The following is a 6,809-nucleotide window of genomic DNA, read 5'->3' on the forward strand; positions in this document are numbered from 1 at the left end:
GGTCGCTGAGATCGTCGATGGTGATCTCGTCGCGCTCTGACAGCGGATTGCCATGGCCAACCGCCAGATAGTAGCGCTCGTGCGCAATCGAGAAGAAGCGCAACGAGCCGATGTTTTCCACCGGGCGGATGAAGCCGAGATTGATCTGGCCGCTTTCCAGGTTGCGGATGATCTCGCCGGTGTTGCCTGAAGCGATATGGATCTTCACGTCAGGGAACTTGCGGGCGATCTTCGCAAGGAAGGTCGGCAGCATGCCGATGGTGGCCGGATAGACGGTGCCGATCTTGATCTGGCGCATGCGGCTGCCGCCGGCCGCCCGCGTCAGCTCGGTGGTCAGATCGACCTCGCTGAGGATCCTGACACAGCGATCGTAGAACGTCTCTCCTGCCCTGGTCAGCTCCACTCGCCTCGTCGAGCGGATGAACAGCGCACAGCCAAGCTCCCGTTCCAGTGCCATCACGTGATTGCTGAGCGCCGGCTGGGCAATCCGCACCCTTGCTGCCGCCCGGCCGAAGTGCAGTTCCTCGGCAACCGCTTTGAAATACGAGAGTTGGCGGAGTTCCATGGTCCAATATCCACATAACGTTCCATGTAATGCCAACGCATCGTACATAGACCCGTTCGGCTTGTCATGAACAAAATGTGGTATGGACCCATTTTCCGCGAATCTTAAACGGCGTGCTGAACAGCTCGGCATATCCAATGCTGAAGTAGCTAGACGCGCTGGTCTCAGCGACCGGCGGTACGGAAACTACGTTAGCGGATCACGCGAACCCGATCTTGCCACGCTTGTCCGGATCGCGACCATTTTGGAAACATCCGTAGATGAACTCCTCGGACTTCATGACGAGGAGCGCGTCCGAAGCGCCGAGGAGGTTTTTCAAGAACGGATTTCGGCAGCACTCAAAGCGCTACACCAAGAAGACCTTGCGCGATTGGTTGTCATGATCGAGGCGCTGGCAAAAGCCAGAGGTCGATCGCCGGCAGACGTGGTCGCCTTGAAGTCGGATTGAACCCCTGACCTACAATAGCGATCCTAACACTAAACAACTGACCCCAAAATATTATAATCATTTTAGACGCGACGTGAGCGCTACTTTCCCAGCTCATTTAAACCAGTGCTATTTGACTCTATAACCACCTCCAATTGCTGCTAGGCCAGGTCGATCCGGCCGCTATGCTGGTAGCAGGCGAACGGAATTAGACTATCGTTCATGCAGCGCCGCGGCGTCCTCAATCACCGGCGAGAAAATGTACTCGAGGAATCGTTATCTGCCGGTCTTGATCTCGGCGGTGATGGCCATTTCCGGGAGAGAGGCCGACGGTCAAGCCACCGGTCTCAATCATGTTGCACTCCAAACCGACCGTAATCGGAAACACTGGCGGTTGCGCATGGTCAGCTGTGTCGCCGGTCGTGGCGTTCGGTCGACCTGCCTCAATCGCCTTTGCGTCGGGCTCGGCGATCGCGTCCTCTGCAATGTGGGTGATGGACGCAGGGAACGGTACTGAAGCGCGTTAAGGGAAGCCCTTGGCTAGCAATGCTTCGATGAGCAGTCTCGACTAGTTGACTGCCGCAAGCGCAGTCGAGAATATCTCCCTCGAAAGTCGAGGGGAACATGAAATTTCAACCAAACTGCTTGGGTGCGGCCTCCTTCGTTGCGCTTCTTTTCGCGCATTCGTCGCTTGCTTTTGGCGCTGACGCACGGCGCCCCGATGAACCCGAGCGGCTGGACCGCAGCTGTCTCGCCGTCAATGAAGCGGACGTCAATACGCGAAAGGGTTATAATTACCGCGAATTAATTCATCAGCCCTTTTTGGACGGAAAAACGAAGGAATACATCGAGATCATCTTCAGGGCGTCAAATTCGTTCGAAAGATATTCGGGGAGATCCACCTGGCAAGAATTCGACCTTCACGAGGTTGATCCGTATGACCAGAGATACACATCTTGTACGGCGGCCGGCATCGACGGCAATCTCTTTCACTACTATGCCAACTGGAACAAGCCTGGCTACCGTGCGTCGGCCGAAATCTGGCTGACGCCCGATAGGAAGAAGCTCTCGAAGGTCATACGGCGGTACCCGCCCGACAAAAAAGAGTTCCCGTTCTCAACAGTGATTTCCACGTTCGACTATAATGCTCAGGCAGCGAAGCGTCCCGACGACGGATCAATCGTCACGCGGGGTGTACTGAAAAATGATCCCACATGCGATGCCGTGAACGCAGCGTACGTGAAGACCCGCCGAAGCAGGGAATACAGCGAGGTCATTTATGAGGTAGAGAAGGACGGCTCTCTGGACGCGCTCCGAGAGGTTAGGGTTGCCAAGACAAAACAGTTTGAAAAACATCCGCTCGCACGGTCGTGGTTAACCTATGACCCCGATAGTTGGACTGCCGTTGATCGCGATGGACCGAAGTTTTCCGATTGCAGCTTCGGCGAGGAAGCCAAGGTCGGATCGGAGGCAACAACTCACTACACAGCAAGATGGCATAAATATCCGTACGTCGCCGACATCGATATTTGGGTCTCGGGCGAAGACGGCCGAATGATGAAGACCCTCCGTCGGTATGATGATCCCGACTGGGAGTTCCGAACTCAAGCGGTGATCGAACTCTATAACTATGATCCGGCGACCTCGGTCATGCCTCCGGATTTGAACGGAGATTAAATGCGTGACCAACGTTCAAAACCAGTTGGGGTCGGAGGCCATGTTGTGACCAATAAATCGAGGCTCAGTAAATCAGCCGGTCTGACGCTCGTGCTTTTAGCCTGCCTCGGGAGCTGGAGCGGTGCGCGGGCCGAAGACGTTCGCAGAGACACACTCGCTCTGTTGCCACTTGACCTCAAGGATTACGAAACGTTCGTGCAGAAACTGGCTGCCGAGGTGGACGGAAACGAAGCCGCGATGGCCGCGAGACTCGGTTCTCTGGGTTTTAGCTGCACCCCCGTTTCCAAATCCGTGGCGTTTGCATGTGTGCGATTTGGCTGCCAGAAGCGGTTCATCGGACGAGGTTCTCTCCTCCAATGGACTGTGAACAGGCGGGATGTGGTGGCAGGAAAGACGGTATTCTCAGGCGGAGCAGTCAATTATTCGTGGTTGGAACGCTGCGTTGTCACGAACGACATCGAGGCTGCACAGCAGCGCTTCCTTTCCTGCCAAGATCAAAGCCAGTGTAATCCGCTTCAGCGCTGAAGCTGAGCGATACCCTGTGTCGCTCATGCACGATATACGATAAGCCATCTAAATTTCGAGAGATCCATATGGGTGCGTCCTGCAATCTGGTTGCGGGTTTCACAAAGTCGCGGACAGGGATTTCAGTAAGTCGCGGACACCTATTTCACTAAGTACGGGACAGTGATTTCACAAAGTCGCGGACAGACATCGCGACGGATTTAGATCGATTTTCGTGAGCGCCGATCTGGCACTTTGTCCTCGTGGTTTGAGCGAGGACAAGATGCCCAGACGGAAGCAAGCGAGACATACCAACGTGAAGGATATCCGATCGATCCTGCGGCTGACGTTCGAGCAGGGACTGTCAATACGTGCCGTGTCCGAGCGGTTGAAGATAAGCAAGACGTCGATTTCGACGTATCTTCTTCGGGCGCGAGAAGCAGGGCTTGCGGCTTGGCCGCTTCCCACAGGCCTGGATGATGACGAGGTCCTTGAGGAGCGGCTGTTCCGGCGAATAGGACGACCTCCTCGCGACACCCACGAACCGAACTGGTCCAAGGTTGTCATTGAGCTGAAGCGCAAGGGAGTAACCCTCCATCTCCTGTGGCAGGAATACCGGGAATCCCATCCGGACGGCTATGGATACACCTGGTTTTGCTGCCGATTTGCCGATTACGAGAGCCGCGCCAAGCCCACCTATCGCAGCCGCCATGTTGGCGGCCTGGCGATGGAATGCGACTATGCTGGCCACACGATCCCGATCATCGATCCGTCGACTGGCGAGATCCGCGCGGCGCAGATCTATGTGGCTGTGCCTAGCGCCTCGCAACTGACCTTCGCCTATGCCAGCTTCAGTCAGAAGCTGCCGGATTGGATCGAGGCCAACCAGCGAGCTTTCAGCTTCTTCGGTGGCGTAACAAAGACCACGATCTGCGACAACCTCAAGTCGGCGGTGGCCAAGGCCCTTTGGTTCGAGCCGACATTGAATGCAACGTTTGCCGCTTTTGCCGAGCATTACGACACAACTGTTGTTCCGGCACGCCCGCGACATCCTCGGGATAAGCCATCCGCTGAAGGGACAGTTTTGATTGTGGAGAGGTGGGTCTTGGCCAGGCTTCGCAACGAGCGCTTCTTTAGCCTTGTCGATCTCAATATCCGTATCAGCGCCTTGATCGAAGATCTCAATAGCCGAACGATGCGGCGATATGGAAAGTCTCGACGCGCGCTGTTCGATGAGGTCGAGCGCACGCAGTTGAAGCCGTTGCCTTCAACGCCGTTCGAATACGCGGAATGGAAGACCGCAAAGGTCCATCCCGATTACCATATCGAGGTCGACAAGACCTTCTATTCCGTGCCGCATGGGCTGATCGGAAGACGGGTCGATGTCAGGCTGACGTATCGGGCGGTCGAGATCTTCTTCGATCACAAACGTGTCGCAAGTCACATCCGGAGCTCGCAGCGCTCAGGCCACGTCACCATCAATGAACACATGCCCAAGGCGCACCAGCGCTATGCAAACACGACACCCCACTCGTTGCGTAGTGAAGCAGCAAAGGTCGGGACCAATACGGCGACGTTTATCGAGCGTCTACTCAGCGATCGCCCCCACCCGGAACAGGGCTATCGATCTGCTCAAGGCGTTCTTTCCCTGGCGCGTCGTTACCAATCGGATCGGCTTGAGCTGGCTTGCGAACGGGCGCTGGTAATCAACGCCCTGAGCTATTCGTCTGTCGCCAACATTCTCAGATCTGGTCTCGATCAGGCTCCCGCCATGAGCGAGGCCGTGAAGCCGGCGCCGCCGCACGGCAATATCCGCGGCAAAACCTACTATCAATAAAGAGGACATCAGATGCTGACACATCATGAATGCGCTCGGTCTGACCGGCATGGCAACCGCCTATCGCGAGCTTCTCGATCAAGCTCATGGAAATGACCTGAGCTTCGACGAACGACTGGGGTTGATGCTTGACCGAGAGATCGCCGTCAGAACAGACCGAAGGCTGACAAACAGGCTCGCCACCGCGAAGCTCCGTTTTGCCAATGCTTCGATTGAAGACATCGATTTTGGATCGCATCGGGGTCTGGACCGCCGCAACGTCTTGTCTCTGGCGCAGGGTGCATGGCTCAAAGCAAATGAGAACCTGATCCTGACTGGCCAGACAGGCACCGGCAAGACGTGGATCGCGTGTGCCTTTGCACGCCAGGCGGCCCGCCTCGACTACTCGGTCCTCTATGTCCGCATGCCGCGGCTGTTCGAGGACCTCGCGCTTGCCAGGCAAGCGGAATTCGATCGAACCCGCTGTCCGCGACTTAGCGAAATGCTTGTCCGCGACTTGTTGAAATGGCTGTCCCGATTCACTGAAATCCGCAATCTGGTGTAGGAGCTGATCGAAATCATCCTGCTGGAGTTGGAGGAGGTATTATAGGGGCGGCCGCCGCAGCCATCAGGTCGTCATTGTGTGCAACGCGCGCGTCCAAGCCAGTTGACTGTCACGAGCACAAAAGGAAAATCGCCCTCAAAAGTCGAGGGAATCATGAACTTACAACCGCGGTGCAGTTTTGCGGCGGTGTCAGCCGAAGAGTGGATGTTACCTGGAGTGACGGGGAGGCCATCGTGAAAGGCGCCTCAAAAGCTCCGAGCAAAAAACGTCGACGTAAGATTAGTCGGCCAGACCAGTCGAAGATCCGCGCGGCTATGGTCGGCGCGGCGCTCTTCATTCCTTTGCCGTTCTCTTTGATTGTGAGCAGTTTGAAGCTGCCCCCTGTAAGCAGTTTGGTGAAGCTGCCCCCCGCTATTGGTCCCGTGCCAGTGGTGATCTGTGCGATTGGGGCTGGCTTTATGCGTCTCGTCGATGTTTTGGGAGAAGGCACGTGGGCTCCGCTTCGCCTGTGGCTTTTACCTTGCAATGACCTTCTGCATCCCGCTCGCGCTGTTTCTATATTGGCCGCGAGAGTGGTTCGCGACCGGCGTGTTGGGCGGACAGGTGCTGGGTGGGGCCATTTGGATCTGCTGCCTGATGCTGACGCTGGGGAAGCTAGACCCGTTCGGCAATAACCTTCGGAAGGTCGGCGACGCTGAGCTTCGAAAGGCGATCTTGAGTCTTCTCCCGCACTTTCTCCTCTGGAATGTGCTTGTAACGCTTGTTGGCGAGATGCCGTGTACGAGCGGCGGCAGATGCCGGACCGGTGAGGCACTCTTTGGCACTCACGAAGGTCTGTTTTCCTCGTATTGGCTCTGCTGCATCCTTTGTACTGTGTGCGTCGCGGCATTTCCGCGATTGGTGTTTGAGTATGTTTCACGCTTGCGCCGAGGGACTCTTTGACCCATTTGCCGGCACGCGCACAGGGCCGCCTCGGATAGTCAAGTAAGCCGCCTGCGCGACCACCAAACTAAGGCAAAGCAAAAGAATGAGCGCCCAGACAAACAAGCCGACCAAAATACCGGCTGGGATCAGCCGCATTGCCGCCCACCGCAAAGGCACGAGAGAGTAATCCCCAAATATCCGCACGAATAACCATCCACGTGGCTGATTAGCCAATTCGCGCGCAATGTATTGCATGAATGCTAGGGAATTGCACGAAGGCAGCCATAAAGGCTCCCGAGAACCATCCGACGACGTGAAGCCGCAAAGATGG

8 protein-coding genes are annotated in these 6,809 nt (G+C 56.3%); 5 read left to right on the forward strand and 3 right to left on the reverse strand.

The features are described 5' to 3' along the window. The coding region (locus BN77_RS23885; protein ID WP_157224531.1) for a LysR family transcriptional regulator at window positions 1-565 on the reverse strand (565 nt) is incomplete at its 3' end. An 82-nt stretch (window positions 566-647) separates the two neighbouring features. On the opposite strand from BN77_RS23885, the gene BN77_RS23890 reads away from it, so the two are divergent. The 5 genes from BN77_RS23890 (at window position 648) to BN77_RS23915 (ending at window position 5,554) form a co-directional block, all read left to right on the forward strand. Then, window positions 648-1,013 (forward strand): helix-turn-helix domain-containing protein, encoded by a 366-nt coding sequence (locus tag BN77_RS23890; protein ID WP_007536913.1) that lies wholly within the window; start codon window positions 648-650, stop codon window positions 1,011-1,013. Between the two features lie 603 nt (window positions 1,014-1,616). After that, window positions 1,617-2,669, forward strand: a complete 1,053-nt coding sequence (locus BN77_RS23900) for a hypothetical protein (RefSeq protein ID WP_007536914.1) — start codon at window positions 1,617-1,619, stop codon at window positions 2,667-2,669. Further along, window positions 2,670-3,194 carry a hypothetical protein gene (locus tag BN77_RS23905; protein WP_007536915.1) on the forward strand — a complete coding sequence of 175 codons (525 nt, stop codon included), beginning with the start codon at window positions 2,670-2,672 and terminating at the stop codon, window positions 3,192-3,194. A gap of 262 nt (window positions 3,195-3,456) precedes the next feature. Then, window positions 3,457-5,010, forward strand: coding sequence for an IS21 family transposase (istA, locus tag BN77_RS23910; RefSeq protein WP_007536916.1), 1,554 nt, complete (start codon window positions 3,457-3,459; stop codon window positions 5,008-5,010). Window positions 5,011-5,035: 25 nt separating this feature from the next. Further along, the gene (locus BN77_RS23915; protein WP_007536917.1) at window positions 5,036-5,554 is read left to right on the forward strand and encodes an ATP-binding protein; all 519 of its coding nucleotides are present in this window, start codon (window positions 5,036-5,038) and stop codon (window positions 5,552-5,554) included. Window positions 5,555-6,208: 654 nt separating this feature from the next. Here the strand turns inward: BN77_RS23915 and BN77_RS33690 are convergent. Together BN77_RS33690 and BN77_RS34435 are read right to left on the reverse strand one after the other, a co-directional pair. Beyond that, complete coding sequence (locus tag BN77_RS33690) at window positions 6,209-6,382, reverse strand: hypothetical protein (protein ID WP_157224505.1); 174 nt, start codon at window positions 6,380-6,382, stop codon at window positions 6,209-6,211. An 87-nt stretch (window positions 6,383-6,469) separates the two neighbouring features. Next, window positions 6,470-6,809 (reverse strand): hypothetical protein (locus BN77_RS34435; protein ID WP_208856475.1); only part of this gene is annotated, 340 nt, incomplete at its 5' end.

Source organism: Rhizobium mesoamericanum STM3625 (assembly GCF_000312665.1).
Taxonomy (GTDB): Bacteria; Pseudomonadota; Alphaproteobacteria; order Rhizobiales; family Rhizobiaceae; genus Rhizobium; species Rhizobium mesoamericanum.

Excerpts from the sequence above, each read along its gene's own strand:
- BN77_RS23915 (WP_007536917.1), top strand. The coding sequence starts at position 5,036 with ATGAATGCGCTCGGTCTGACCGGCATGGCAACCGCCTATCGCGAGCTT.
- istA (WP_007536916.1), top strand. The coding sequence starts at position 3,457 with ATGCCCAGACGGAAGCAAGCGAGACATACCAACGTGAAGGATATCCGA.
- BN77_RS23900 (WP_007536914.1), top strand. The coding sequence starts at position 1,617 with ATGAAATTTCAACCAAACTGCTTGGGTGCGGCCTCCTTCGTTGCGCTT.
- BN77_RS23890 (WP_007536913.1), top strand. The coding sequence starts at position 648 with ATGGACCCATTTTCCGCGAATCTTAAACGGCGTGCTGAACAGCTCGGC.
- BN77_RS23905 (WP_007536915.1), top strand. The coding sequence starts at position 2,670 with ATGCGTGACCAACGTTCAAAACCAGTTGGGGTCGGAGGCCATGTTGTG.